The organism is Mesobacillus thioparans (assembly GCF_965138835.1).
In the GTDB taxonomy this organism is placed as follows: domain Bacteria; phylum Bacillota; class Bacilli; order Bacillales; family Cytobacillaceae; genus Mesobacillus; species Mesobacillus thioparans.
In genome coordinates this window covers 1-26,059 of the sequence record NZ_CBCSFH010000008.1, presented here as the reverse complement: position 1 = coordinate 26,059, position 26,059 = coordinate 1, and the positions used below count along the sequence as shown (strand labels likewise).

20 protein-coding genes and 1 other annotated feature are annotated in these 26,059 nt (G+C 45.9%); of the genes, 13 read left to right on the top strand and 7 right to left on the bottom strand.

Features of this window, described 5'->3' with window-relative positions; genetic code table 11:
- The first annotated feature begins 221 nt into the window (after positions 1-221).
- Both ACNAZ4_RS14050 and ACNAZ4_RS14045 read left to right on the top strand, forming a co-directional pair.
- Positions 222-1,232, top strand: a complete 1,011-nt coding sequence (locus ACNAZ4_RS14050) for a DUF3231 family protein (RefSeq protein WP_415815196.1) — start codon at positions 222-224, stop codon at positions 1,230-1,232.
- Positions 1,233-2,028: 796 nt separating this feature from the next.
- Positions 2,029-2,532, top strand: a complete 504-nt coding sequence (locus ACNAZ4_RS14045; RefSeq protein ID WP_415815194.1) for a hypothetical protein — start codon at positions 2,029-2,031, stop codon at positions 2,530-2,532.
- 152 nt (positions 2,533-2,684) lie between these two features.
- Here ACNAZ4_RS14045 and ACNAZ4_RS14040 read toward each other — a convergent pair whose 3' ends face one another.
- The 5 genes from ACNAZ4_RS14040 to ACNAZ4_RS14020 all read right to left on the bottom strand — a co-directional run bounded on the left by ACNAZ4_RS14040 (position 2,685) and on the right by ACNAZ4_RS14020 (position 10,382).
- Positions 2,685-3,815: a Ger(x)C family spore germination protein gene (locus ACNAZ4_RS14040; RefSeq protein WP_415815192.1), complete on the bottom strand. Its 1,131-nt coding sequence runs from the start codon at positions 3,813-3,815 to the stop codon at positions 2,685-2,687.
- Entirely contained in the window at positions 3,793-4,923 is a 1,131-nt protein-coding gene (locus ACNAZ4_RS14035; RefSeq protein ID WP_415815190.1) for a GerAB/ArcD/ProY family transporter, read from the bottom strand. Before ACNAZ4_RS14035 ends, ACNAZ4_RS14040 begins: the two co-directional genes overlap by 23 nt.
- Before the next feature lie 16 nt (positions 4,924-4,939).
- Entirely contained in the window at positions 4,940-6,445 is a 1,506-nt protein-coding gene (locus ACNAZ4_RS14030) for a spore germination protein (protein WP_415815188.1), read from the bottom strand.
- Positions 6,446-6,584: 139 nt separating this feature from the next.
- The gene (locus ACNAZ4_RS14025) at positions 6,585-7,922 is read right to left on the bottom strand and encodes a sodium-dependent transporter (RefSeq protein ID WP_415815186.1); all 1,338 of its coding nucleotides are present in this window, start codon (positions 7,920-7,922) and stop codon (positions 6,585-6,587) included.
- An 85-nt stretch (positions 7,923-8,007) separates the two neighbouring features.
- Positions 8,008-8,233 (bottom strand) — a binding site (T-box leader).
- A gap of 127 nt (positions 8,234-8,360) precedes the next feature.
- Positions 8,361-10,382, bottom strand: a complete 2,022-nt coding sequence (locus tag ACNAZ4_RS14020; RefSeq protein WP_415815184.1) for a sigma-54 interaction domain-containing protein — start codon at positions 10,380-10,382, stop codon at positions 8,361-8,363.
- A 178-nt stretch (positions 10,383-10,560) separates the two neighbouring features.
- Here ACNAZ4_RS14020 and yfcC point away from each other — a divergent pair, with 178 nt between their 5' ends.
- Together yfcC and iadA are read left to right on the top strand one after the other, a co-directional pair.
- Positions 10,561-12,060 (top strand): putative basic amino acid antiporter YfcC, encoded by a 1,500-nt coding sequence (yfcC, locus tag ACNAZ4_RS14015; protein WP_415815182.1) that lies wholly within the window; start codon positions 10,561-10,563, stop codon positions 12,058-12,060.
- A gap of 32 nt (positions 12,061-12,092) precedes the next feature.
- Complete coding sequence (iadA, locus tag ACNAZ4_RS14010; RefSeq protein ID WP_415815180.1) at positions 12,093-13,262, top strand: beta-aspartyl-peptidase; 1,170 nt, start codon at positions 12,093-12,095, stop codon at positions 13,260-13,262.
- Between the two features lie 250 nt (positions 13,263-13,512).
- On the opposite strand, the gene chrA is transcribed toward iadA, so the two are convergent.
- On the bottom strand, positions 13,513-14,706 hold the full coding sequence (chrA, locus tag ACNAZ4_RS14005; RefSeq protein WP_415815178.1) for a chromate efflux transporter: 1,194 nt from the start codon (positions 14,704-14,706) through the stop codon (positions 13,513-13,515).
- A 45-nt stretch (positions 14,707-14,751) separates the two neighbouring features.
- On the bottom strand, positions 14,752-15,060 hold the full coding sequence (locus ACNAZ4_RS14000) for a PadR family transcriptional regulator (protein ID WP_415815176.1): 309 nt from the start codon (positions 15,058-15,060) through the stop codon (positions 14,752-14,754).
- Between the two features lie 167 nt (positions 15,061-15,227).
- Here ACNAZ4_RS14000 and ACNAZ4_RS13995 point away from each other — a divergent pair, with 167 nt between their 5' ends.
- The 9 genes from ACNAZ4_RS13995 to ACNAZ4_RS13955 all read left to right on the top strand — a co-directional run bounded on the left by ACNAZ4_RS13995 (position 15,228) and on the right by ACNAZ4_RS13955 (position 25,915).
- Complete coding sequence (locus ACNAZ4_RS13995) at positions 15,228-15,749, top strand: hypothetical protein (protein WP_415815174.1); 522 nt, start codon at positions 15,228-15,230, stop codon at positions 15,747-15,749.
- A 115-nt stretch (positions 15,750-15,864) separates the two neighbouring features.
- Positions 15,865-16,347 carry a hypothetical protein gene (locus ACNAZ4_RS13990; RefSeq protein ID WP_415815172.1) on the top strand — a complete coding sequence of 161 codons (483 nt, stop codon included), beginning with the start codon at positions 15,865-15,867 and terminating at the stop codon, positions 16,345-16,347.
- Positions 16,334-16,825 (top strand): hypothetical protein, encoded by a 492-nt coding sequence (locus tag ACNAZ4_RS13985; RefSeq protein ID WP_415815170.1) that lies wholly within the window; start codon positions 16,334-16,336, stop codon positions 16,823-16,825. The genes ACNAZ4_RS13990 and ACNAZ4_RS13985 overlap by 14 nt, the downstream gene beginning before the upstream one ends.
- Before the next feature lie 71 nt (positions 16,826-16,896).
- Entirely contained in the window at positions 16,897-17,745 is an 849-nt protein-coding gene (locus tag ACNAZ4_RS13980) for an ABC transporter permease subunit (RefSeq protein WP_415815168.1), read from the top strand.
- Positions 17,742-18,671, top strand: coding sequence for a peptide ABC transporter permease (locus ACNAZ4_RS13975; protein ID WP_415815166.1), 930 nt, complete (start codon positions 17,742-17,744; stop codon positions 18,669-18,671). The genes ACNAZ4_RS13980 and ACNAZ4_RS13975 overlap by 4 nt, the downstream gene beginning before the upstream one ends.
- Positions 18,672-18,884: 213 nt before the next feature.
- The gene (locus ACNAZ4_RS13970; RefSeq protein WP_415815164.1) at positions 18,885-20,732 is read left to right on the top strand and encodes a sensor histidine kinase; all 1,848 of its coding nucleotides are present in this window, start codon (positions 18,885-18,887) and stop codon (positions 20,730-20,732) included.
- Complete coding sequence (locus tag ACNAZ4_RS13965; protein ID WP_415815162.1) at positions 20,707-21,363, top strand: response regulator; 657 nt, start codon at positions 20,707-20,709, stop codon at positions 21,361-21,363. Before ACNAZ4_RS13970 ends, ACNAZ4_RS13965 begins: the two co-directional genes overlap by 26 nt.
- A 159-nt stretch (positions 21,364-21,522) precedes the next feature.
- Complete coding sequence (locus tag ACNAZ4_RS13960; RefSeq protein ID WP_415815160.1) at positions 21,523-22,950, top strand: S8 family serine peptidase; 1,428 nt, start codon at positions 21,523-21,525, stop codon at positions 22,948-22,950.
- 505 nt (positions 22,951-23,455) lie between these two features.
- Complete coding sequence (locus tag ACNAZ4_RS13955) at positions 23,456-25,915, top strand: S8 family serine peptidase (RefSeq protein ID WP_415815158.1); 2,460 nt, start codon at positions 23,456-23,458, stop codon at positions 25,913-25,915.
- Positions 25,916-26,059 lie beyond the last annotated feature (144 nt).

Here is a 26,059-nt window from a genome sequence, read left to right as displayed (position 1 = left end):
TTAGTCCTTTGAGATAATTATCTCGAAGGACTTTTTATTTACTTTCCACGCCCATATGCGTACGAGGGGGGTTTAAAGGGTAAACTCCTGCCATAGGTTCTGAAATTTGCAAAGCTGGCCAATCATTAATAGATAATTTATCGAATATATGATTTTAATTTACATTTTTCCCCATAATCAAGGTAATACTTAAAGAAAAGATGTGATGGGAATGAAAATGTATGGTAGAACATAAACCGAAAATAACATCTGCTGAAATTTCGATGTTGTGGAGTACTTATATAGGTGACACCATGTCTGTATGTGTGCTAAAACATTTCTTACATACTTGTGAGGATGAGGATATTAAACCTATTATTCAGCTTGCACTGGACTATTCAACCGATCATGTTGCTCAAATAACAGATTTATTTTCAAAAGAAGGGATCCCTTTACCTAAAGGGTTTGGAGAACAAGATGTTAATTTACAAGCGAAGAAACTTTTTTCTGATGTAACGTACCAGCGTTACTTGCACCATATGGGGAGAACGGGATTGAATTCATTTAGTCTAGCTAAGTCTATATCTGCTCGTAAAGATGTCCGTAGCTTGTTTAAGCGTTTTTTAAATCAAGCAGAAACTTTGTATGACCAGAATGCAGAACTGATGCAAGAAAAAGGGGTATTTATCCGGGCACCTTATATTTCTTATCCGGATAAAGTAGAGTTTGTTACAGACCGAAAGTTCCTCGGTGGGCTAATAGGACATCGCAGACCACTCCTTGGGGTAGAAATTGCCCATTTAGGGGTTAATATTGAAGTAGCAAATGTAGCCACAACTTTTCTCTTGGGATTCAGTCAAGTCGCTCAGTCCAAAAAAATTAGTGACTACTTTAAAGTTGGATATGATATAGGAAAGAAAATGGTTGAGGATTTTATGATCAAACTAAAAGAAGACGATAATTCTTATCCTTCAACTTGGGATTCTACTATTACAAATAGCACTGATGCACCATTCTCAGATAAATTAATGCTATTCCACACGAATGCTCAAAGTGCCATCGGTATAGGGGACTTTGGTCTTGCCATAGCTGCATCACTTCGGAAAGATTTATCCGTGAAATATGAGGAGTATATCCTTAAGGTTGGTGCCTATGCTGAGGAAGGTGCAAAAGTTTTAATTGAACACGGTTGGTTTGAAAAGCCACCCCAATCCATTGATAGAGAGTTACTTCGAAATAAAAAGAGAATTTAAGTATGGGTCACAATAGAGGTTTTTCGATGTTAGTATGATTTATATGCATTGGTAAAAAAACATAAAAAATCTCGTCAACTCCTGATGAATTTTTTTATATGGGATGTTCTGAAACTTATTAAGATTACGTACTCATAAGTTTTTTCTACGAATGATGCAGTGGAACAAGTTTGGATAAAAGGTCTGTTTCTTTTTGACTTGTATTGATTTAAGAAATGGAAAAATATTTTTCCTAAGGAGTATTTTCTTTAAATACCGTGTATTTAAGTCATTTATGCATAAGTTAATTACAAACAATTAAAGATGGTGACTATATGCAAACGGTTGGGCTTTTCTTGATTTTAGCGATATTATCAATTATTTCTTTGTATTTCTTGATAAAGAAAATGAACGTCACGAATATCCTGGGCTGTTATTTTTTATCCAATATTCTTATTACAAATACAGGTTTAATCATTAATTTAAATTTAAAGCTAACAAAGCAAGACCCATCAAGTGAATTAATATTTTGGACACAAAAAATACCTGAGTTAACACTCAAGCCAGCCTTACTTATATGGTTAATTTATATTTTGTTCTCTAATAGAACTATCCTTAGTAAATCAATCTATTCATTCATCTTTTTAACAGCTCTAATTTCAATTGAAATATATTTCGTCCATATTAAATATTTGGAATGGGTAAATTGGAATGTATTTTATTCATATTTGAGATATAGTCTTATTATTTTTTTATTGGCAATCTACTCCTTTTATTTAGAAAAACTGATTTATAAAGGCAAAGAGGTGAAAACGTTATGATTTTACCTCTTCCTAAGAATTTTGACGAAAATGAAATCTTTATTATCGCTTCCACAGTGCTTACTTTTGCCCTGATGTTTAAATTACCTAGGCACTTGTCTGCTGTAACCATCACTATCATTTGGACATTTAACATCTTTCTTGCTTTGTTAGCTGACATTACTCTTAGTGTAAAACCTTATGAATTATACTTTACGATCGACCATAAAACCCATGAACTATTTGATGTATTATTGCACTTTGTAACGTACCCAACACTGCCTTACTTTGTAGTTAACTTTTATCAATATAAGAAACCCAAAGGTTTAAAGAATCTCTTTTATATTGTTTTTTGGTCAGGAGTCGCCATAACGATAGAATGGATATCTGTTAAATTTCATGTTTTTACATATACCGGCTGGAATTTGTTCTTATCCTTTTTGGTTTATTTAGTTGTATTTGCCGCTAACATTTGGCTAACAAACTTCACTGAAAAAAAACATCCTTCCAAATGGACATAAACTTGTTGATACAAAATCATACCAATGGTTTTTTTCATTAAACTATCAATAAGAAATACATATAGTCCTTATACCTCAAGGGATGATTCCAATAAATAATAAATGAACCAAAGCGGGAGCCATCACACCAGGCTCCCGCTTTTTGGGTATAATTATTCCACAACTCCTGTCCTCAAAATCTCAAAATTAATTTTCACATCGACTTTGCTTTCAGGGTACATTGCATGCCATTTCTTTGTTGTCAGGTTGGAGTGGCGGACGCTTTTCCGGTAGATTTCACCGAACCCGAATGGGTCTGCATTGACTTCCTGTGCTTTGGCAATCAGGCCTTCAATATCGGATTTCATTTTATTGCAAAGTTTATTTTCCAACTGCTTGAGACTATCAGGATTTTTCAGGTCGAGCGCCTGGTTGATTTCAAGCAGCCTGGTCTTAAGGGTAATCTTCAATTCGAATTTCGGGGTGTCTTGATCTAGCAGGCTGATATCCGTTTTGCTGTTGATGGTATCAAGGACAACAGCCAGCTCGCCTGGTCCCACGACATCCTTTGTATATTGGAGGCCCTCAGGGTGGACGGTCACTTCGATTGAACCTGCTGTATAGCGGTCATTAATCAGTTTCAGGAAAAACGATTCCTCGGGATTGATTTTGCCGACCATTTTATCATCACTGATCAGCGCCATCCCGGTGATGACGATTTCGCCTCCTTGATCCTTGATCAGCGGCATGCTTGGGTCCACACCGGGTGCATAATAGTCGTGCATTGTCTCCTGCAGAGTCGAAGAAGGGATTGTCTCCCCCTTGATATTCTGGTCGAGCTGTTTATAAACCATCTGGTTGATATCGGCGAATTTTGAATTTTTCTGGTCCAGCAGTTTTTTTGTGCTGCCTTCCACGACTGCGAGGTAGGTCAAATCGCTGATGGACGGGTCCCGGGAAAGGGTATCAGCAAGATTGATCAGTCCGAGTTTGACGACTTCTTCGCTGAAAAGGGCAACCCGAAGCTGGCCTGATTGCAATTTTTTCGGGCTTTTTAAATCGGCCTCTATACGGGCCCCTTTACTTGTCAGGGCTTTGGTCGTAAGGACAACCGAATTTTGTGGTGCATTCGGATCGATTTGCAGCAGCACGAAGGTGGTCAGGAGTTCTCCATCCTCCGTGACGTCATAGCCTATCGTGGTGATGAGTCCCATCCGCTCGAGAGTCTTGGGATCGGCGCAGCCGGCAGTCAGGATGACGGCGATCCATATGATCATCAGCTTATTCCGCATTTTTCGCAGCATTTCCCTCACCCTTTTTCGAAAAAAGTTTCTTCTTGATCAGGACAGCAGCATAGAGGACGAATGGATATCCGAAAATCAAATAAAAAGCCCCTCTGGAAAAATAGTTATTCATCATGTTGATTTGCAGCCTGTTCATTGGATACAGCAGGGTCAAGTACATCAATGCTAAAAGCAACCAGCTGATTTTCTGCTCTTTTTTATTGAAAATCCGTGATATTCCGCGAGCGGCGGACCACATATAGAACATCAGATTCGGCAGGATCAGCAGGACCCAGAACGCGATCGCCACATATTCGAATCTCTCGATGAACGGGAAGCGGACAATTTTGAACAGTGAAAGGGTGCCCCAGATGGTCCTTTCCAGCTGGCCACCGCTGAAATAGGCAAGGGAGATGATCATGAGTGCAAGGTAGAGGACCGTTGTGAACAACAATCCATATTGCATATGTCTGTGCACTCGATCCTTCTCTTTTAAAAATGGGTAAATGAAATAGATGATCTCAAAACCGACGACTGTGAAGGTCATCTGCTTCGCTCCTCTCAGCATGTCCGGGATGCTCGCTTCAAACATCGGGAACAGGTATTCCCACTTAGCGAACTGGAAGGGATAGGCTAGCAGGATGACCAGCCACAAGGAAAGCACGACGCTGAAAAAACTGACGCCGACGATTGTCCGCATTCCGCCGTTCAAGGCGTAATATACAAGGTAGACAAGTGTGAGCGCGAGCAGCCAGTTCGGTACCTCAGGAAAAATCCATGCCTGGATGACCTCGATATAGTTCCTGACGATGACATGGAAGCTGGCGAGGCAATAGAGGATGAAGATGAAATTCAGCAAGTTTCCAAGCCATTTTCCAAGCACATCATATTGAATGCCATATAAATCCGTTGATTCATAGGCAGCGAGGGTTTTCACCATCACGAAACCGACGACAGCCATGGCTGCCCCGCTCAGAATCACGGAGACCCAGGCATCGTGTTTTGCATCAAGATAGATGATGCGCTGGAAACCCTGGATTCCGACTCCGAGCTGCATGGAATGGACCACAAACACAAGCAGGAATGTGTTGACCATATGCTGGGGTTTAGGCTGGATTAGCACTTTCATTCATAACACCACAACTTTACTCTTTGGTTTTCTTAGTCTGGAATTTCCTGCTATCCACGGGCCTTGTCTGATAAGGCCTTTTATTGGTCCAGGCGATCGGCAGACGGAAGATGCTATCACGCCAATCCGCAAATCGCGGCGGATAAAATGGTGTCATGAACGGGACGCCCATGCTTGTCTGCCTGATTAGGTGGATCAGCAGGAAACAAAAGCCGATCATCAGTCCGTAGAATCCCCAGAAGCCAGCTAAAATGATCAGTGGAAAACGCAGGATCCGGATGACATTTCCCATCATATAGTTTGGTGTCGTGAACGAGGCAAGTGCGCTGACGGCAATGATGATGATCAGGATATTGCTCGTGAATCCGGCATCAACCGCAGCAGTCCCGACCACGATACCGCCAACGATACCCATCGTCTGGCCAACCTTTGTCGGCAAACGGGCTCCTGCCTCCCGAAGCAGCTCGATCATACCTTCCAAAAGCAAAGCCTCAATGATGGGAGGGAAGGGGACCAGGGACCTTGATTCACCAAGCGGGATCAGGAGTGTCTGCGGAATGATTTCATAATGGAAGGTCAAAGCTGCCACATAGATGGCTGTAAAAAAAACTGAAACAACCATCGAAAAGACTCTCAAAATACGTAAAAAGGTGCCGATTTGCCATCTGACACTTTCATCCTCCATGCTCTGGAAAAATTCGAAAAAACTTAATGGTGCTCCAATGACCTGTACGCTGCCATCCACCAGGACTGCCACCTTCCCGTTCAACAGCCAGGAGCAGGCACGATCCGGCCTTTCGGTCATAAGAAGCTGCGGGAAGATAGCGAAAGAATTATCCTCTACCAATTGAACGAGTATTGAGCTGTCAATCACACTGTCAATCTCGATTTTCTGGATCCGTTCCCTCATGCGGTCGACCATTTCATCATCGGCAATATGTTTTATATATAGAAGGGATACCGCTGCGTTTGTCTGTGTACCCAATGTGAAACTTTCATTGCAAACATTTGGATTGGCAATATATCTCCGTATCAGGGAGATATTCGTTGCAAGGCTCTCATTGAAGGCGATTTGCGGCCCCAATACCTGTGATTCGTTTTCCGGACGTGTCAGGGATCGGTTTTCCTGGGTTCCGACTGAAGCCTCGATAAGTACAGGGAAACCCTGCGAGTGGACGAGTACGGATCCTTTAAGAGCCTTTTTGATGCTGTCCTCGATATACTTCATCTTTGAAACGGAGCCTACGGTGATCTTTTTATAGGCTTCATCTGGTGAAGCCTGGATCCCTTCAAGCTGACGGAGGATATCCACGTTGATCAACGTGTTATCTGTCATGGTGTCAAGGTAGAGCAGTGTAAAGCCATTGGGAAGTTCCTTTATGTTCAGATCGGCACTGTGGTGAAAAAGGTCCTTCATTCTTTGGATGAAGTCCTCTTTATTGGCAGGAATCAATTCCTTGTCTTCGAGATTTTTTTCATTCACGCTGTCAGGAGCTTCAGGTTTCTTTTTCTTGAAGAACATAAAAAATCCCTCCGATGCATTCCTCTACTTGAGAGGTTTTGCATTAAAGGGAAAAATTATACTGTTTTGATTGTAGGGTGGGAGACGGAGGCAACCTGATCTCGCGAAAAAAAGAAGCCGACAAAAGCCGGCTTCCACTTTAAATGAGCCCAAGTGAATCAAGGAAGACAATGATGATGACGACAGGAACGACGAATCTCATGACATTGTACCAGAGATTGAATAGCCAGCTGCCGGCTTTCGAATGTTGCAGCAGCTCCTGCCTTAACAATTCTTTCCTGATTTTCAGCGGAACGAATATCGAAATCAGCAGGACTCCGAGCGGCATCAGGATGTTGCTTACCAGGAAATCGGCTGTGTCGAAGATGTTTTTACCGAACATCGTTGCCTCTGCCAGGGTTCCAAAGGACAGGGCGGAGGGAATGCCGAGCAGGAAGATCAATCCGCCGGCAATCCATGAGAATTTTGCACGCTTATTGCGATCACCTTTTGCAAGAGTGGCGACGACAATTTCAAGCATCGAGAAGGCTGATGTCAGTGTCGCGAACAGGAATAAAGCTAAAAACAGCAGCAGGAACAGCTCGCCGAAAACCATTTTTTCAAAAACGGCTGGCAGGACGACGAACAGCAGTCCCGGACCTTCAGCCGGTTCGAATCCGAGTGAGAATACAGCTGGAAAGATTGCCAGTCCGGCAAGCAGGGCGATGAACAGGTTCATCCCGACAACCGACAAGGCCGGCTGGACGAGGCTGCCCTTTTTCGGCAGATACGAGCTGTAAGTCACCATCACTGATACCCCGATGCTCAGCGAGAAAAAGGACTGTCCCATTGCGAACAAAATGCTCTCGGAGGTGATGCTTGAAAAATCGGGAGCGAGGAAGAACTTTACCCCAGCTAATGCATTGTCGAGCGTGAGTGAACGGACGATCAGGATGATGAAAAGCAGGAACAACGCCGGCATCAGGATTTTGCTCGCTTTTTCAATCCCAGACTGGATGCCTTTTGCGACCACGACGATGGTGACGAGCAAGAACGCTGCCTGCGCAGCAAGAACGCTCCCGGAATCGCTGATTGTCTTACCGAACAATTCGCCGTAATCAGCGCCCTCCTTGACCACTCCGCCAGCAAGCCCCTTTATGAAATAAAGGCTGATCCAGCCGCCGACCACACTGTAAAAGCTGAGCAGCACAAAGCTTGTGACAACGCCGAGTATCCCAATGAAATACCATTTGCTTTTAGGTGCGATTTCTAAATAAGCACGGATTGCTTCCTTCCCGGTGCTGCGGCCGATGACGAACTCTGCAAGCAGCAGTGGCAGGCCGATGAACAGCGAAAATAAAATGAACATGAGGAAAAACGCTCCGCCCCCGCTGACCCCTTTCACATATGGAAGCTTCCAAATAGCCCCGATTCCAATCGCCGAACCGGCTGCGGCAAGGATAAATCCTATCTTTGATGACCACTGTTCTTTCTCCATGTTGATTCTCCCTTTTCTCTCTATTTCAGCTGATCCGCTGGACGTCACGGCAAAATAAAAAGCCACGCCACTATCCAACGATCTGGATAGGGACGTGGCTGAACACGCGGTACCACCCTATTTGGAAGCAAAAAAAACGCCTCCCGCTCAAGTTAATTGGATAACGGCCAAGACCGTCCTTTTTTACAGGCTTGTATCAAAGGAAAAGCTCCAAGAACGAAATTCACCAGGCCTTTGTATCAGTTCCCACCAACCACTGATTCTCTAGTAACAGGGAGACCGGCTTAATAGACTCTCTTCAATGCTTTTAAACTATGAGGCTCTTATACGAGCCGTGAAATGTATTTCTTGGATTGTATTATGATATTAAGATGCTGTCAATATGTTTTTTTATCTTCCAGGTTCGATATGCAGCAAGTGAAAGGGCAGCAGCGAAAGTCAGGAATCATGCTGCTCGAGCCACTCTATCCCTTTTTCGGTGATCATTGTGCCGCTCCTCCCGCGGCGGATAACGACGAGTCCGTCTTGCTGCAAGTCTTTGAGGCGAAGCCGGATTTGCTGTTGAGTCAGCGGGTGGCGGGTGCCTGCAAGTTTTGAACAAAGTTGGGGCCTGCCTGAGCTTTGTCTGGAGAGATTCAAATCTCTGATGCATTGAAGCAGGTTTTTTAATTCTTCGGCTTTAAAATATCCTGTTGCAGGCTTTTCAGTTTGATGCTGTTTCTCCTGCTGGTCAACAGGCAAATCTTCGCTGGAAATGCATTCTCCCTCGGAGACTGCCAGCATGTAGAGCAAGGTGTTCTTCAGTTCACGGATATTGCCTTTCCACGGCATGACCGTCAGCCTGTCCATTGTATCACTGGTGATTTTTGCCTGGGGCCGATCGCTAGCATAAATGAAGTGCTGTACGAGCTGAGGGATGTCTTCCTTCCTGTTCCTTAGCGGCGGAAGGCTAAGCGACAGTACCTTCAAACGATGGTAAAGATCTTCCCGGAAGTCTCCTTCATCAATCATCCCCTTCAAGTCCTTATTGGTTGCGGCAATGATCCTGACATTCACGGGGATATTCCTGTTGCCGCCAATCCTGCGAATCTCATGTTCCTGCAGAACGCGCAATAGCCTTGCCTGCAATTTCATGCTGATATCGCCAATTTCATCGAGAAAGAGGGTTCCGCCATCAGCCTGCTCGAATACGCCTTTTTTACCGCCCTTTCTCGCGCCTGTGAAGGAGCCTTCTTCGTAGCCGAATAATTCGCTTTCAAGGAGCTCCTCCGGCAAGGCGTTACAGTTGATTGCCAGATAAGGGGCATCTTTTCGGCTCGAGGCCATATGAATCGCACTTGCGAATAATTCCTTCCCAGTTCCGCTTTCGCCCTGGATGAGGATGGGCAAATGCGTTCTTGCCAGTTTGCGGGCAATCTTTTTCGTTTCTTTGATTGCTTTGCTTATGCCAAGGATATGTTCAAATGTATGTTTTGCGATATATCCTTTCTTCTGGAGCTCAAGCCTGACCGCTTTTTCCATTTCAATCGTTTCATCCATATTTTTAAACGTGGCTACTACCGTATTTTCTCCGGCAATCGGCATGCGATGGACCATTACATTCGTCTGCCTCACAAGGAATGGCATCGGCACCGTATCCTCTGTTTCTCTTAGCAGGAAACCGAGGAGATCAGGGGGGAGGAAGAGTTCATTGATCTTCCTTTTCAGCGCCCGTTCCTTTGGGACGCCGGTGATTCTCTCGAGCACATCATTGAAGACGGTTATGCGTCCTGCTGCATCGAGAGCCATGATGCCGTCATTGACACCGTCAACCACGAGCTTAAGGTACTGGTTCAGTTTCACCGCTTCTTCTTTTAAAAAGGACAATTTCTGGCTTAATTCAATGATCCTGCGCGTGTACTTGTCCGCGACCTGGATGCCGAGCGATTCAGGCAGGCTGAGGAGGTCCACGATTTTCATGATTGTATGGATGTCAATCAGCCTGACACCGATATTAATCTTTGTAGGGATATGATCAGGAATCAGCTCGATTTCCCCGGGAGTGAGTGCAACCTCGATTGAATCACGATATTCTTCTCCAGGGAAATAGGGATGGTAATGCAGATGGTCGATTCCCAGAGCCTTCAGGGTGTGAATCGAGTCTTTGACGCTCTCGGGAAAATCATTTACATAAAGGACATGTGTGCCGGCTGGCAGGCTGAACAGTTTATCGATATACTGGTGGTTGATGGTCCTGGAAGCAACAATCACCTCGCAATTTTCGCCAATCACATGCCGTACTTCTTCTTCGATCAAGTAGGAAGAGTAAATGACAATTTTCCCTGAAATTTTATCCGGCAAGCCTTCGTCTGACGAATAACTGCTGACAGATACATAATTTCCGAGAATGCTTTCAAGCTGCTCCAAGAGAGCGAGCCTTGTTTCTTTTGTTCCGGCAAGCAGAATAAGTTGTTTTTTCATGAAAATGGTTCCTTTTGGGTGTATTTATTATCGATAATAACATCTTTGTAAACCAATTAGAACCAATTAAATAGTGAATGTCTCGGTAAAAAAGGTGTATTAGAGATTAATTCTAATTGGCATGAAAATTGCAAAAACTTATTCAGCACTAATTTTTTATAAAAATCAAGGAGGTTTCATGATGAAAAATAAAGTATGGAAGGTTCCGCACACGTTTGTCATCGTATTCTTCGTCGTCTTGCTTGCGGCAGTGGTCACATACTTCGTGCCTGTCGGCCAGTTCGATACGAAGGATGTCACCTACAAAGAGGGTGGAGAAGAAATAACGAAAACCGTGCTGGATCCGGCAAGTTTTCAAATCGTAAAAGATGATCAGGGAAACCCTGTCCATAAAGGGACGGGTCTATTTGAATCAGGCGGTGGAGCAGGCTTTCTTAATTTCGTCTTCGAAGGACTTGTTTCCGGAGATAAATGGGGATCTGCAGTCGGGGTCGTCGCCTTTATCCTGATCATTGGCGGAGCCTTTGGCATCATCATGAGGACAAGAGCGATTGAAGAGGGAATCCTGAATGTCATCGACAAGACGAAGGGGCGTGAAATCCTCATCATCCCAATCATGTTCTTCTTGTTCTCGCTCGGAGGGGCCGTTTTTGGTATGGGAGAAGAAGCAATTGCTTTTGCGATGATTCTTGTCCCGCTGATGGTTGCACTCGGTTATGATGCGATCACGGGCGTGATGATTACTTATGTGGCCACACAGATTGGTTTTGCGACATCCTGGATGAATCCGTTCGGAGTGGCTATTGCCCAGGGGATATCCGGCGTCCCAGTCTTGTCTGAGGCTCCGTTCAGGGTGGTGATGTGGGCTGTCTTCACGCTCATAGGGATTTTCTATACATGGCGTTACGCTGCTAATATCAAAAAGGATCCTGTCAGGTCACTGTCATATGGAAGCGATGATTATTTCCGCAAGGATATGAAAAACCATGACCTGAACGTGAAATTCACCCTTGGTCACAGCCTGGTTATATTAACGATCGTTGCCGGGATTGTCTGGATTGTCTGGGGAGTGGTGGAGCATGCCTACTATATCCCGGAAATTGCCTCGCAATTTTTCACCATCGGCCTTGTTGCCGGTATCATTGGAGTTATATTTAAATTGAATGGTATGAAAGTCAATGACATTGCCGACGGGTTTATTGATGGAGCGAAGGATTTATTGCCTGCAGCACTAGTCGTAGGAATGGCAAAAGGAATTGTCATCATTCTTGGCGGTGACAGCCCGGTTGCGCCATCAGTACTGAATACGATGCTTTACGGAGCGGGTCAGGCGATTGGCGACCTGCCTGCAGCCGTTTCTGCCATCTCCATGTACCTTTTTCAATCGGTCTTTAATTTCTTCGTCGTTTCCGGTTCAGGCCAGGCAGCCCTGACCATGCCTTTAATGGCCCCGCTTTCGGATATTGCCGGTGTTTCCCGCCAGGTTGCAGTCCTTGCTTTCCAGCTTGGAGACGGCTTGACGAATATCATTGTCCCGACTTCGGCAGCCCTGATCGGGACGCTCGGAGCTGCAAGGGTTGATTGGGGTGTGTGGGCGAAATTCATCGGCAAATTCATGCTGCTAATGATCGCGGTATCGATTGTCTTCATTATCATAGCTGTATCGATTGGTCTATAATTAAGGGAAAAAAGTAAAGGTGGGAGATCTACTTGCTGACATTAATCAAGAATGGCGATATATACGCACCTGATCACCTTGGGAAAAAGGATCTTTTAATTGTCGAACGGAAAATTGGCTTCATCCAGGATGAAATCGAAGTTCCAGAGAATTTCGTTGAAGTCAAGGTCATTGATGCGAGCGGAAAAAAAGTCGTGCCTGGCTTCATCGATTCCCATGTCCACCTGATCGGTGGCGGCGGGGAAGGCGGATTTCGCACCCGAACGCCTGAAATCCAACTGACCCAGGCGACAACTGCCGGAATCACGACTCTGGTCGGCGTTCTTGGCACGGATGGGACGACACGGACAATGCCGAGTCTGATTGCCAAGGCCCGTTCGTTGGAAGAAGAGGGGATTACCACCTATGTGCAGACCGGCTCCTACCAGGTCCCGGTCAAAACGCTTACCGGCAAAATCGAGGACGACATCATTTTGATTGATAAGGTCATTGGAGCGGGTGAAATTGCGATTGCTGATCATCGTTCATCCCAGCCGACTGCCGAGGAGCTGGCCAAGATTGCTTCGGCTGCGAGGATCGGCGGGATGCTTGCTGGGAAAGCTGGGATTGTCAATGTTCATGTTGGCGATAGCTTAGACCATCTTAAGCTGATTGAGGAGGTTGTCGAGAATACCGATATTCCGATTCGGCAATTTTACCCGACGCATATCAACCGCAACCCGCATTTATTTGAAGCGGGAATTGAATATGCGGAAAAAGGCGGCTGGGTCGATTTCACCACCAGCACCATCCCTAAGTTTTTAGATGAAGGGGAGGTCAAATGCAGTGCCGGCCTGAAGCGGATGCTCGAAGCGGGCGTGGATATCAGACAGATTACCTTCACATCCGATGGCCAGGCGAGTCTGCCTGATTTTGATGAAAACGGCGAGCTGATCGGCCTGCAGATCGGCCAGGTTTCCTCTTTATATGAAGCTGTAAAGGAAGCCGTTTTATCAGAGGGGATTCCGCTCGAGGTGGCCATCCGTGTGATTACCGCAAATCCCGCCGCCGTTTTGAAGCTTTCGCAAAAAGGACGGATCCAAACTGGGCGTGATGCAGACCTAGTGCTGCTGGATGAAGATTTGGAGATTGATACGGTCATCGCCATGGGAAAAGTGATGGTGGAAAATAGAGTTCCGCTGGTAAAAGGGACATTTGAATGAAGATAGAAGAACCTTGACCGTAAGTGGTCAAGGTTTTTTTGACTTGGTCGATATATCTGTAAATGTGGTCGATATATTCGAAAAAGTGGTCGATATATTTGAAAATCCGCCGAAATAATCAAAAATGTGGTCGATAAAATCAGATTTTCGCCAATAACCCCCCTTTACCTGTAATCGGAGCGGGAATATGGGTGCGAAATCAATGAAATCTCTGACAAACAGCAAAAAAAACGGGCAAAAGCCCGCACTTTTAAAATATCAAAGACAAAATCATTCCGCCAACTGCACCGGTAACAACGATAATCCACGGTGCGAGCTTCCAATACACAAGCATGCTGAACAAAACAGCGGCAAACACGAAATCAATAGGCGCGAGAATCGAACTCGTCCAGATCGGATGATAGAACGCCGCAATCAGGATGCCGACAACAGCGGCATTCACGCCCATAAGCGCCCTGCTGATCTTGCTGTTCCGTCTCAACGCATCCCAGAATGGCAATGTCCCTAAAATCAGCAGGAATGCCGGCAAAAAGATCGCCGCTGTTGCGAGCAGGCCGCCCTTCCAGCCGCTGATGATCGCCCCGATGTAAGCTGCGAAGGTGAATAATGGACCAGGAACTGCCTGGGCAGCGCCGTATCCAGCGAGGAAGGCTTCCTCACTCAGCCAGCCGGTCGGCACGAATTCCCGTTCAAGCAATGGCAGGACGACATGGCCGCCGCCGAACACGAGTGAACCTGAACGATAAAAGCTATCGAACATAGCAATCCAGTTCAGTGAAGTCGCTTCCCGTAAAATTGGCAGGACAATCAGCAAGCCGAAAAACAAAGCGAGACTGACATAGCCCACGGTTTTGGAAATGGAAAAGGTCATCCTGTCATCATCTGCGGCATTGTGTGATTTAAACAGCAAGTATCCTAAAATACCAGCAATGATGATGACGCCAATTTGAGTGAACGCAGTCTGCCAAAGCAGTGTGGCAGCGAGCGCAAATAAAGCAATCGTCTTCCGCGGCAGATCTGGCGTCAGTTTTTGCGCCATGCCGAGGATGGCATGGGCCACAACCGCGACAGCGACGACCTTAAGCCCGTGAATCCAGCCTGCATCCGCAATATAGAATCCCTGCAAAATGATCGCAAAAATAATGAGCGCGAAAACTGAAGGCAGGGTAAACCCGAGGAATGCGAACAATCCTCCAAGCAATCCTCCGCGCATCAGCCCAACGCCGATTCCGACCTGGCTGCTAGCAGGGCCGGGCAGGAATTGGCATAACGCCACCAGATCGGCATAGCTTTTTTCGTCCATCCACTTCCTGCGGCGGACATATTCTTCATGGAAATAGCCTAGATGGGCAACAGGCCCGCCGAAGGATGTCAATCCGAGCCTGGTGGACACCATCAGGATTTCCAGCAGTGACTGGAATGTAACGCGTTTTCTCTCTGTCATTTCTTTTTCTCCTCCATAACGAATTGTAAGTGATCATCTAAAACTTCATTCCTTGATTTCCTTGAACAATTCAAAAGCCTTATTCCGGGCTTCCTCAAGAACATTGTTCCCTTTTTCTGTTGTCACATAGTATTTACGAATTTTCCCTTCGACATTTCGTTCTTCTTTTAAAAGCAGGCCGTCAGACTCCATACTGTGGAGAATGGGATATAGAGTCCCGGCGCTCATGCTGTAGCCGTGTTCCTTAAGCTCCTCAAGCATCCACATCCCGAAAATCGGCTGTTCCTTTGCATGGTACAAAATATGGATTTGAATGAATCCGAGAAATAGTTTCCTGAGGACTTTATCCTCCATAATAATTCCTTCTTTCATTGATATCGAAATCCAATAACGAAACTCGATATCATTTTACCTGAAAGAAAGTGAAAATCCAAGCATGACCAACTGGTGGCAAAAGCTAGCATATTTTTAAGAAAGGGTGTAAAAATGAGGTTATAAGAGATGAAGAGGAGTGGGGCGGAGTGTCCAAAAATGCTTTGTCGAAATGGATCAGACTGGGTGGTTACATCGTTATTGCAGTCTTTGCAGGAATGTTTGTCCTCGGCTTTATGACCGGGGAAACAGAATTGATGAGCGAGCTATTCAAGAACGGTGGAACGATCGCTGAAATAGGGGCAATCACTGCATTCGCATTATGGATCGTCAGATTGCTATTCATGCAATTGAAAAAACGGAAATTTGGATTCTTGAAATGGGTGCAGCTGGCTTTCAAGCTGTTAAGGGAGCATCATACACTGATTGGCTGGGCTGCTTTTTCCGCTGCGCTCGCCCATGGATCCTATTTCTTTCTGCAGACAACTGAAGAATGGGAAAGCATCTACAGCGGATTGGCGACATTGATCGGTTTTGGCATCCTCGTAGCCTTTGGCTTGTTCCTGGACAAGCGGGCCAAGGGAAAGAAGTATCTAACATTTAAAAAAATTCATCAGGCAATCGCGATTGTTTTTGGGTTTGCATTAGGAATCCATCTTTTGTTTGGGTAATAAGACTCCGGCGCAATGTCCGGAGTCTTTTTTTGAACCCGTTTTGCTATTAGCATAAAATCCAAACAGCCTGGGCACTGCTAAGAAGTAAATTCAATTCAAAGAGGATGTCATTATGGCTCTATCGATTTATTTGACGATTTCCATTCTGATTTTGCATTATGCCTACCATTTGAAAAAGCCGCTGGGATTCCTTGAGAATGGAATCATTTTCATGGTGGTTGCGATCATTACGCGCCAATGTCTGACGCTGATGGCCCTGGAATGGAGTCTGTACAGAATGACAGAGGATTACTGGCTTTTCATTTGTTTATTATTATGCCGGGATTTATTGACGCCGTTGATGGCGGTTATTTTCATCAATTATTATGTCCGGGCTGATGGTTGGACTTCCAAAACGGCCTCTTTTTTCATCTCACTGATGGTTTTGCTGGGCCTCCATAAGCTGGCGGTCCATTTTGGCCTTATTACCTATTTGAAGTGGAATTTCTTCTATACCATCTTGTTGAATGCCGGTTTCCTGCTTACTGGTATCGCCGTTTTAAAGATTATTTCAGTTTTTAAAGTATCGGAGAATGTCGAAAATGAAAGTTTATGATACGGCGTTTAATGAAAATGAGTGGTTTGTCGTCATCAGCATCATTGTCATGAATGCTGCAATTTGGTTCGCCCCGAAAGCCTTCAGTAAACTGGAGGCGATTGGTTACTATATTTTCGGCATATACATCGGCCTGTTCTATGACCATACCATCAGTATTAAACCATGGGATTACTATGATGTGAATGACACGTCTTCGTATCAGTTCATCGACTTCCTCAGTTACATCATGTATGGGCCATATAGTTACTTTTTTATTTACTTTTATCAGAAGTGGAATATCAGGCGCATGAAAATCATTCCTTATATCCTGGTCTGGTCAGCACTTTCATTGTTGATGGAATGGATTGGCCTGAAGGTTGGCCTGTTCCATTTTGATAAAGGCTATAACATGCACTGGTCATTCCCGATTTATCTGTTTTCACAAAGCTTGATGATTATCTTTTACAATTTGAGCGTAAAACAGAGGGGGTCATGAAAAAACTGGAAATCAGTAGGGAGGTCCATTATAATTTAATGGGTAAGTTTGGGAATGAGGGGGTAGAGAACATGGTTAGAGAAGGGATGTTGCGCCTTCTTCAAATCTTGGTGCAATACATATCAGGTGTGCTTATTTTTATCCTCATCGGCAGTCTGCCAATCCTCCTGAGGGATTTGAGCTATGATACGGGAGGTTATTTTAAAGGCATAAAGGACCTTACCCTAAAGGTTTTGACATTGACTGGCCTGACTTACGATGGCCAGCATGAGATGCTGCCGGCGGTGATGGACCGCTTTTTCTATTCGATGACGACTTTGGGCATGGCTCTTGTCGCGGCTGCTGCTGCGGCGTTTATGCTGTCCTATTTGCTCGTTCTCTTTTTTGAAAAGCAAAAAGACTATATTTTAAGCTTCATAGAAATCATCAGGTCCATTCCTGATGTGCTATGGATGTTTCTGCTGCAGGCAGGGGTAATCTGGGTTTTTAAAACTTTCGGGGTTAAATTTGTCCAGACGACTTCGCTTGGAAGCGATCACCAGGCTGTCCTGCTGCCGCTGATCAGCTTGAGCCTGCCGATTTTTTTGTTTTTGACACAGGTTATCATCCTTAAAATCTTTGAAGAACTGGATCAGCAGTACATACTGCTGGCAAAAGCAAAAGGCCTCTCTTATTTTTATATGCTGAATGTCCACGTGATCCGCAATATCAGCCAGGACCTGCAGGGACACTTCAAGACAATTGTCTGGATGATGCTCTCGACGCTTGTCATGGTCGAATACATCTTCAACCTGGACGGCTTGATGCTGTTCAATATCAAGCATATATCCGTCGAACTGTTCGTATTTAGCTGCATCCTATTTTTCACGCCGTTTTTCCTGATTTACAGACTAATAGAACTAAGAAGGTTACCACTATGAGCAAATTGCTGAAAACGAAGAAATTCATATTCGGAGCCTCCTTTCTGACGGTCATTTTGGTACTGAGCATTTTGAACACCGTTGTGAACGACGGAAAAATTCGGCAGGTGCAGTTCGTCTACAATGAAGATGGGAGTCTCGATAAGGCACCGCCGTATCCGCCGTTCGATGTGTTTCTTTTTGGCTCGGACATGTATGGTTACGACATGCTGCATACGGTCATTGAGGGAGCGAAGTATTCAATCGGCATCGTTCTTATTGTCGCTTTTTTAAGGATGCTCATATCGATTGTGCTCAGTTATTTTCTCTTCCGGGTGCCGGAGCGGATCTTCAAGCTGTTAAAAGCAGTTTCCGAACCTTTGTCGTTTTTCCCTCAGACGCTGATTGCCTACTTTCTGCTGGCCACTGTCGTCATGTATACCATCCACGGCTTCCATCACCCTTTATGGGTAAGGGTGGTCTATGAGTTCATCATTTTGGTATTGATCGCGCTGCCGGCATTAACCGTCCAGCTGATCGAGCAAAAACGCCTCGTCTGGAAGGAAGAGTTCATTGAATCGGCGATCACGCTTGGCGGAAGCAAACGCCATATTTACTTCAAGCATATCCTTCCGCAGCTTTATGAAGAATGGATTCTGATGTTTGGCCAGCAATTCCTGCAGGTGCTTACGCTGCTCGTCCATCTTGGCGTCATGCTTGTCCTCTTCGGCGGGACAATCATGGGCGAAGGTCCGCCTTCATCGGTCACCCATGAGTGGTCAGGTTTGATCGGCCTGAACAAGCGCTTCATGCTTGCTTATGAATGGATCGTCTATGTGCCGATCCTGTTTTTCGCCCTGACCGCCCTCAGTGTTGCGATGATCAACAAAGCCTTGAGCGACTTTTTCAGCCATAAGGATATGGTGAGGAAGAACAAGGGGGTATAACACTTTTGTACTATAAAAATACCCCGTTTGATGAATAGTCATTAACCAAAGCTTTTGACATAATAGTGTTCAACGAAACTCTTCATGAGTTTGGCCCATTCATTGGCTAGTGGCACCCCCATTCGGCCAGTGAGTGGGTTTTATTTGTATTATAGAATCTGCCGTTATAAAATTAATTAACTGAAAATTCTAAAATAGAGAGGAGTGAAAAGCGTGAAACAAAAAAGGGAGAGGTATGCAAAGCTGTTCATGAATTCAGTTACGCTGATTGGCTGGATGCTCATCCTTTTTTCCTTTGTAAAATTGGAGCATCCCGGCGAACCTGTTGTTTTGGCACTTTTATTTATTTTTTTGCTGGTTAGCGAGTACTACCCAATGCCGGTGTGGCGAGGGCATACGGCCATCACTTTCCCGGTCGTTTATGTGCTGTTTTTACTGTATGGCTTTTCCTACACAGCACTCGCCTATGCAGGGGCCGTCCTGATTGTCAACTTCCTGCATAGAAGGCCGCTGCGCACGGTATTGTTCAATCCGGCCCAGCTTGTGCTCAGTTTTTATGGGGCTTCAGCCATGCTTCCTTTTGTGGAATCCATTCTGGAAAAACTGGCGCTGGAACCGATTTTCCAGGGCATCCTTAGCTACTTTTTCCTGCTTGCTATGTATGTCATCATCAATAACCTGATTGTCGACCTTGTATTGCTTATCAGGCCACAGCCTTACTCCTTTCAGTTTTGGAAGCAAAAATCGCTTACGGAACTGAATAGTGCCGCGATCTCCCTGGTTTACGGAATTACCCTGTATGTTGTCGGCAGCCAGAACCGCGGTGAGATTGATGTCTTTGCCTATTTCTTTTTCTTTTCACCGCTTGTCGGGATCTCACTGTTAAGTGCGACGATTGCCAGGCTGAAAAGAGAGAAGAACCGGCTGAAACTGCTGTTTTCGATCACATCAGAACTGAATCAGATGCTCCCTTCCCAGGACTGGCTTTCAGCCTTGAAGGGAAGCTTCAATGAACTGATTGGCGCAGAGGCGAGTATATTATGGATCAAAAAGGAAGGGGATTGGGAGCTTAGCTTTAAGGATGGCAGGACACAATCAGAGTGCGGCCTGCTGACTGACGCATTTGCTGAATTTGAGGGGATGCGCCGCCCGGTGATTTACAATGATCGAAGAAAGGATGGCGGTGCTGCTGCTTCTTGCTTTGAAGAAGATGTGAAGGCATTCGTTTACTCGCCGCTTGTAATCGAGAACGAAACGATTGGAATGTTCATTGTTGCCCGCAGCCGGACAAAAAGCTTTGAGGACCATGACGTCCAATCGATTGCGACGCTCTCCAACCAGCTTGCGGTCATTATAAAGACAAGGATGCTTTTTACTGAAAAGGAAAAGCGGATTGTCCTCGAGGAACGAAACCGAATTGCCCGTGATATTCATGACGGTGTCGCCCAGACGCTTGCCGGGGCAGTGATGAAGCTGGAAACCGCCGGGAAGAAGTTCAGTAAAAATCCGGAAGAAACGAGGAAACTGGTTGACGAGAGTGTACTTGGCCTCAGGGAAAGCCTGAAGGAGGTCCGCGAATCGATTTATGCATTGCGGCCATATCCGACGCAGAAAGCGACGCTGGCAGAAGCGATTCTGCGGAAAATCGAAGCGGTTCAGAAGGAATACGGGCAGACAATTCAGTTTGAAATCAGGGGGAAGGAGCAGGAGCTCAGCCCGATGGTCGAAAAGGTCCTATTCGATACCTTCCAGGAAAGCCTGCACAATGCCATCAAGCATTCACAGGCAACGAAGGTAGAAGTTCTCTTAAGCTATCAATCCGAGCATATCCTTCTAAAAATCAAGGATGATGGAAAAGGATTCTCGTTGTTCCAGGCCATGCTGAAGGCCAGGAACCAGCCGCACTTCGGCATCCTGCAAATGAACGATGCTGCTGAAAAGATCAACGCTTCCTTGCAGATTGACAGCAAGGAAGGCTCAGGAACGGAAGTTAGCATCACCGTTCCTAGAATGGGAATCGAGGGGGAAAGCAAACATGATCAGGCTCATGCTAGTGGATGACCATGCTGTACTGCGCGACGGGCTGCGCAATATCCTGTCCGTTGAAGAAGATATCGAAGTCGTCGGTGAAGCCGTATCCGGAGACGAAGCCCTTTTACAGGTGGAAAAATGCAAGCCGGACATGATCCTGATGGATATCAACATGCCGGCAAAAAATGGAGTTGAAGTGACAGGGATCCTGAAAAAGAAATACCCGCAAATCAAAATTCTTGTGCTGACGATGCACAGCCACGAGGAATACTTCATGTCCGCAATCCGTGAAGGAGCAGACGGCTACTTATTGAAGGATGCACCATCCGACCAGGTCGTAGAAGCGATCCGGACCGTGGCCCGCGGGGAGTCGGTCATCCATCCTTCCATGACCAGGAAGCTGCTCGCCTTCCACCAGCAAAAACAGACCGAACAGGAGGACAATACGCTGACAGAAAGGGAAAAAGAGGTGTTGCTCTGTCTCGTGGAAGGGCTAAGCAACAAGGAAATCGCCGACCGCCTGTTCATCAGCGACAAAACGGTCAAAATCCACGTCAGCAAAATCTTCAAGAAGCTGAATGTCAAAAGCCGCTCGCAAGTCGTCATCCATGCCGTCCAGCACCAGCTCGTGCCAATCCCGCCGACATCGAGCGGAGCATAAGAGAGTCCTCATAAGGAGGGCTCTCTTTCTTTCGGATACTACTTTGGTAGTATTGAAGATTAGTACGGAGGTTATTATTTTTTAAACACAATGCAGAATGGTTTTCGTGTAAATATTGTGGGAATATTAAGAAAAATAACGAAGGAGCTGAAAAACTGAATGAAATGGAAAGCTGCATTTTTTTCATGTATTCTCATGGCCGCGACCTTTTTCGCAACGATTGTCCCTGGAACCGCAACAAAGGCGCTTGAGCCTGTAAAAGCAGTGGTAGATGCCAAGTTGACGAAGTCACTTTTATCAGCGGCGGGTCCGGTGGAAGCGATTGTAACGTTTAAAAGTGACGAAGGGGTGCTGCCAGGACAAATAAAGCTTCTTGAAGAAATCGGCATCACGAAGGGTTTGACATTGAAAAGTCTGCCAATCGCAGGCGTTTTGGCGACAAAGACGCAAATAGACAGACTGGCCGCGAGCGATCAGGTTGTTTCGATTTATCTGAACAAGAAGCTTGCGTACGAGAATGCTGAAGCGACCGACCTAACTGGTGTGGACCAAGTTCGGACAGATGACAGCATGAGAAAGCTGAACGGCGGATTGCCGGTAACAGGCAAAGGAATTGGTGTCGTGATAAATGACAGCGGTGTGGACGGTACCCATAGGGATCTTAAATTTGGCAGCCATCTCGTACAGAATGTACTGGGTTCGACTAATCTGAATGCGCTTAGCGCCCTCCTGCCCGTCTCCTATGTGGAGAATGTACCGAATACCGATTCCAGCTCTGGACACGGTACACATGTTGCCGGGATTGTCGGCGGAACTGGCGAAATGTCCGGGGGCAAATATGAAGGTGTTGCTCCGGGCGCGAACCTGATTGGCTACGGATCAGGAGCTGCGGTGGCGATGCTTGATACAATCGGCGGCTTTGATTATGCCCTGACCCATCAGCAGCAATACAATATTCGCCTCATCACCAATTCATGGGGAGACACAGGTGACGCCGGCACTGACTTTGATCCATTCAATCCTATTAATATAGCAACCAAGAAACTGTACGACCGCGGAATCGTGACCGTATTCTCCGCAGGGAATTCCGGGCCGGACGCTAAGACCATTTCCGGCAATTATAAGAAGGCACCATGGGTAGTGACCGTTGCTGCCGGGGATAAATCCGGAAAACTTGCTGACTTTTCTTCACGAGGAGAAGCAGGCCGCGGAGGAAGTGTCACTGTCGACGGCCAATCATGGACATGGGCAGACCAGCCTACGGTTACTTCACCAGGCGTCGACATTATTTCAACACGGGTCATCAGCCCGCTTGTGTTGCTCGGTGCCACATCTGATGCGGAGTTTATCGAGCCAGCCTATCTTCCTTACTATACAACAATGAGCGGAACATCGATGGCAGCACCGCATGTCGCCGGCATCATTGCCTTGATGCTGGAGGCAAATCCGCTGCTGTCGCCTTTAGAGGTAAAATCAATCCTTGAAAAAACCGCCACAGCCATGCCAGATTACGAAGTATGGGAAGTTGGCGCAGGCTATGTGAACGCTTATAGAGCGGTGGATGCAGCTTTTAAAATGAAAAAGTGATGATTTGTTGATCTCCCTTGCCCGGCAAGGGAGATTTTTGCAACACTGAAGTGAAAAACTAGCAAGTTACGCGTTGAGTTAATCTGAAAACCCTTTAGTTGCTGGAATAACGAATCGAGCTTAGGAAAATGTGCTCTTTAGAACAGAAACTGACGCTGTAAAATGTCTATTTTAAGAGATTATCCAGTTCCTTTACTGACTGGAAAAATTATTCTCTTACTCAGAGATGCTAATTGCACGAAAAATCAGCAGAATTGCGCGATCAAAGACATTAATTGCACCATCTTTGACGATAATTGCGCGGATAAACCGGATAATTGCACCGTTATCCTAATTTTTGGTAAACCGGAACTGCTTCGGCACTACTCCATCTATAACTTTTGTACGATGCAAAAATAGACATTCTGGAAATGAAGTTTATAACCTTTGAAGAATAGTTATTCAGCTGGGATTTCATGATAATCGAGTTAGGAATATTCGAAATTTTATAGAATGAGAGGAGAATATGATGAAACGCTTTATGTATCTGTTGTTGGCATTCTTGCTTTTTATTCCGGTTTTTGCCGTACCCCAGGGGAAGGCGAGCAGTCTCGCGATGATTGACCCGCTTGTCACCAAGGCGCTTGACACGGCTAACTCTCTGCAAGTCATCGTCACTTTCAAGGGAGACAGCGCTCCGACAAGCTCTCAGTTATCGCTGTTAAAAACGCTCGGAATTGAAACGGGAGTAAGCATGAAGTCCCTGCCGATTGCAGGAGTCATTGCGACAAAAGCACAAATCGAAAAACTGGCTGCGAATCCTGAAGTCCAATCAATTTACATGAACAAAAAACTCTCTTACTTCAACGCAGATGCCACAGCGATCACCGGCGTCGATAAAGCGAGGACCGACGACGGCTTTCGCAAGGCGAATGGCGGACTGCCGGTTACAGGCAAGGGCGTCGGCGTTGTCGTGAATGACAGCGGTGTGGACGGCACACATAAAGATCACCAGTTCGGCAAAAATCTGGTCCAGAACGTAATGGCCCAGACGAATCTGAATGCACTGGCGCCTGGTCTGCTGCCAATCAGCTACCAGGAAAACGTCCCTAACACGGACACGAGCTCCGGACATGGTACACATGTTGCTGGAACGGTTGGCGGAACCGGTGCAATGTCCGGCGGCAAATATGAAGGAGCCGCACCGGGTGCTGACCTGATCGGCTATGGCTCAGGAGCAGCATTATTTGTCCTTGATGGCATTGGCGGTTTTGACTACGCGATCACCCATCAATCTCAATACAATATCCGTGTCATCACGAATTCATGGGGTTCTTCAGGGGACTTCGATCCAAATGATCCAATCAATATTGCCAGCAAAAAAGCGCATGACCGCGGCATCACGGTTCTTTTTGCGGCGGGGAATGAAGGACCAGGGGAAAATACTCATAACCCATACGCTAAAGCACCATGGGTCATTTCTGTAGCAGCCGGAGTAAAGGATGGTACGCTGGCTGATTTTTCTTCAAGGGGAACGAAGGGTGTCGGCGGTACTTTTACAATGGATGGCAAGGAATGGACATGGAAGGATGAACCGACCTTGACTGCTCCGGGGGTAGATATCGTCTCGACCCGTGTTCTCGCGCCAGTATCATCCCTGGGAATCGACAAGGATGCGCAAACTATCGAGACTGCTTACCTGCCATATTATACGACAATGAGCGGGACCTCTATGGCGACGCCACATGTTGCCGGGATTGTCGCTTTAATGCTCGAAGCGAATCCGCAGTTGTCGCCAGATGAAATCAAAGCGATCCTTGAACAGACAGCTACGAATATGCCAGGCTATGAAACATGGGAAGTGGGCGCAGGATATGTGAATGCCTATGCAGCAATCGATCAGGCATTCAATGGTACAGCTTATGGTGCTACACTAAATTCATCCCAGACATTCTACAGCAATGTTGAATCATCTACAGAACGGAAGGAGTTTTCGGTAGATTATAACCCAATAACCTTTATTTCTAAGAATCAATACGAATTCACTGTCAAGGAAGGAATGTCCAGCCTTGTGGCGAAAGTGGATGGAGCGGGTCTTATAGAAGAAACGGGCAATCCGGTCAACCTTGTGCTGATTGCACCTGATGGCAAAGAATACAGTTCGGGCGTCAGCCTGCTGTTCCCGCTCTACTATGATCGCACAGTATCGGTAACTTCACCGGCACCGGGCACCTGGAAAGCTGAAATCCGCGGACTTCGCGGCGCGGATGGTAATCCGCTCGGCATTGCTTTGCCTGAAACGGTAAAAGGAGAAATGGCGTTCACGAAAGTCAGCGGCTTCTCCGGGCTGAACGATATCACCGGACACCCAGCAGCTGAAGCGATCAAAATGGGAGTTAGCGAGCGTTTATTCGATGGATTTTCAAATGGGGCTTTCAAACCTGATGCACTTTTAACCAGAGCTGAGCTGGCAAAATATCTGGTAATGGGTGCTGAAATCAAGCAATCACTCCCTGCAGCGCCTAGTTTCTCGGATGTTTCGAGCTCAGACCTATCATTTGTAGAAGCAGTCGCAGCTAAGGGAGCCTCCTTCCGCGATCAGCAGCATATACAGAATGGAGTCATCCTTCCAAAGGCAAACGGCAAATTCGCCCCTAAGGATGGCGTGACTCGCGCAGAATTGGCTTACTCACTCGTCCAGGCAATAGGACTTCAAAAAGAAGCTGAAGAATTCAGCGGCAAGCTGACAGTCCAGTACAACGACGAAAGGATCTCGATTTCAGATGCAGCAGAAGTACCAGAACATCTGAGAGGCTATGTCCAGGTGGCGCTAGACATGAATATCCTCAATGCAAAATTCGCTGTAACACAAGGACCGTATGACCTGAAACCAAAGGTGACAGCAAGCTTCAATCCAAATGTAAAAAACACTCGCGGTGATTTTGCCGTTGCAATGACACGCTACTATAATGCATTTTTAAAGTAAGGTAGAATAAGGGCAGGCCAATCTGATATGCTCCCCTTTAGGTAGACAGATTAAAAATAAAATCTGTTTACTTAATGGGGAGTTTTTATTATGTCAAAAAGGGCCTTTCCACTCCAAGATAAAATTAAGATTATAAAGGCATTG

Excerpts from the sequence above, each read along its gene's own strand:
- ACNAZ4_RS14050 (WP_415815196.1), top strand. The coding sequence starts at position 222 with ATGGTAGAACATAAACCGAAAATAACATCTGCTGAAATTTCGATGTTG.
- ACNAZ4_RS14045 (WP_415815194.1), top strand. The coding sequence starts at position 2,029 with ATGATTTTACCTCTTCCTAAGAATTTTGACGAAAATGAAATCTTTATT.
- ACNAZ4_RS14040 (WP_415815192.1), bottom strand. The coding sequence starts at position 3,815 with ATGCTGCGAAAAATGCGGAATAAGCTGATGATCATATGGATCGCCGTC.
- ACNAZ4_RS14035 (WP_415815190.1), bottom strand. The coding sequence starts at position 4,923 with ATGAAAGTGCTAATCCAGCCTAAACCCCAGCATATGGTCAACACATTC.
- ACNAZ4_RS14030 (WP_415815188.1), bottom strand. The coding sequence starts at position 6,445 with ATGTTCTTCAAGAAAAAGAAACCTGAAGCTCCTGACAGCGTGAATGAA.
- ACNAZ4_RS14025 (WP_415815186.1), bottom strand. The coding sequence starts at position 7,922 with ATGGAGAAAGAACAGTGGTCATCAAAGATAGGATTTATCCTTGCCGCA.
- ACNAZ4_RS14020 (WP_415815184.1), bottom strand. The coding sequence starts at position 10,382 with ATGAAAAAACAACTTATTCTGCTTGCCGGAACAAAAGAAACAAGGCTC.
- yfcC (WP_415815182.1), top strand. The coding sequence starts at position 10,561 with ATGATGAAAAATAAAGTATGGAAGGTTCCGCACACGTTTGTCATCGTA.
- chrA (WP_415815178.1), bottom strand. The coding sequence starts at position 14,706 with ATGACAGAGAGAAAACGCGTTACATTCCAGTCACTGCTGGAAATCCTG.
- ACNAZ4_RS14000 (WP_415815176.1), bottom strand. The coding sequence starts at position 15,060 with ATGGAGGATAAAGTCCTCAGGAAACTATTTCTCGGATTCATTCAAATC.
- ACNAZ4_RS13990 (WP_415815172.1), top strand. The coding sequence starts at position 15,865 with ATGGCTCTATCGATTTATTTGACGATTTCCATTCTGATTTTGCATTAT.
- ACNAZ4_RS13985 (WP_415815170.1), top strand. The coding sequence starts at position 16,334 with ATGAAAGTTTATGATACGGCGTTTAATGAAAATGAGTGGTTTGTCGTC.
- ACNAZ4_RS13980 (WP_415815168.1), top strand. The coding sequence starts at position 16,897 with ATGGTTAGAGAAGGGATGTTGCGCCTTCTTCAAATCTTGGTGCAATAC.
- ACNAZ4_RS13975 (WP_415815166.1), top strand. The coding sequence starts at position 17,742 with ATGAGCAAATTGCTGAAAACGAAGAAATTCATATTCGGAGCCTCCTTT.
- ACNAZ4_RS13965 (WP_415815162.1), top strand. The coding sequence starts at position 20,707 with ATGATCAGGCTCATGCTAGTGGATGACCATGCTGTACTGCGCGACGGG.
- ACNAZ4_RS13960 (WP_415815160.1), top strand. The coding sequence starts at position 21,523 with ATGAAATGGAAAGCTGCATTTTTTTCATGTATTCTCATGGCCGCGACC.
- ACNAZ4_RS13955 (WP_415815158.1), top strand. The coding sequence starts at position 23,456 with ATGATGAAACGCTTTATGTATCTGTTGTTGGCATTCTTGCTTTTTATT.